Raw genomic sequence first — 498 nt, 5'->3', positions numbered from 1 at the left:
GGGCGTTGCCGGTACGGTCGTTGAAGTGCGCGTGTTCAACCGCCACGGCATCGACAAGGACGAGCGCGCGATGGCGATCGAGCGCGAGGAAATCGAGCGCCTGAAGAAGGACTCGGAAGTCGAGCGCACCATCCTCAACCGTGCGACCTGGTCGCGCCTGAAGGAAATGCTGATCGGCCAGACCGCGACCGTCGTTCCCAAGAACGGCCCCAAGAAGGGCGTGGTCATCGACGACGTGCTCGACAGCGTCGATCGTCATGAGTGGTGGAAGTTCGCCGTTGCCGACGACAAGGTCCAGAGCGATCTGGAAGCGGTCAAGGCGCAGTATGACGATGCCGCCAAGCTGATCCTCGACAAGTTCCACGATCGTCGCGACAAGCTCGAGCGTGGTGACGAGTTGCCGCCAGGCGTGCTCAAGATGGTCAAGGTGTTCGTCGCGGTGAAGCGCAAGCTGCAGCCGGGCGACAAGATGGCCGGCCGTCACGGCAATAAGGGTGT

The 498-nt window shown here is 62.4% G+C and carries 1 pseudogene; it reads left to right on the top strand.

What is annotated here, in order from left to right:
- A pseudogene (gene rpoB, locus AACY19_RS27070) lies at positions 1–498 on the top strand (DNA-directed RNA polymerase subunit beta); the annotation flags it as partial.

The organism is Pseudomonas sp. EA_5y_Pfl2_R50 (genome assembly GCF_963970475.1).
Classification (GTDB): domain Bacteria; phylum Pseudomonadota; class Gammaproteobacteria; order Pseudomonadales; family Pseudomonadaceae; genus Aquipseudomonas.
This window is presented reverse-complemented; position numbering and strand designations above follow the sequence as displayed.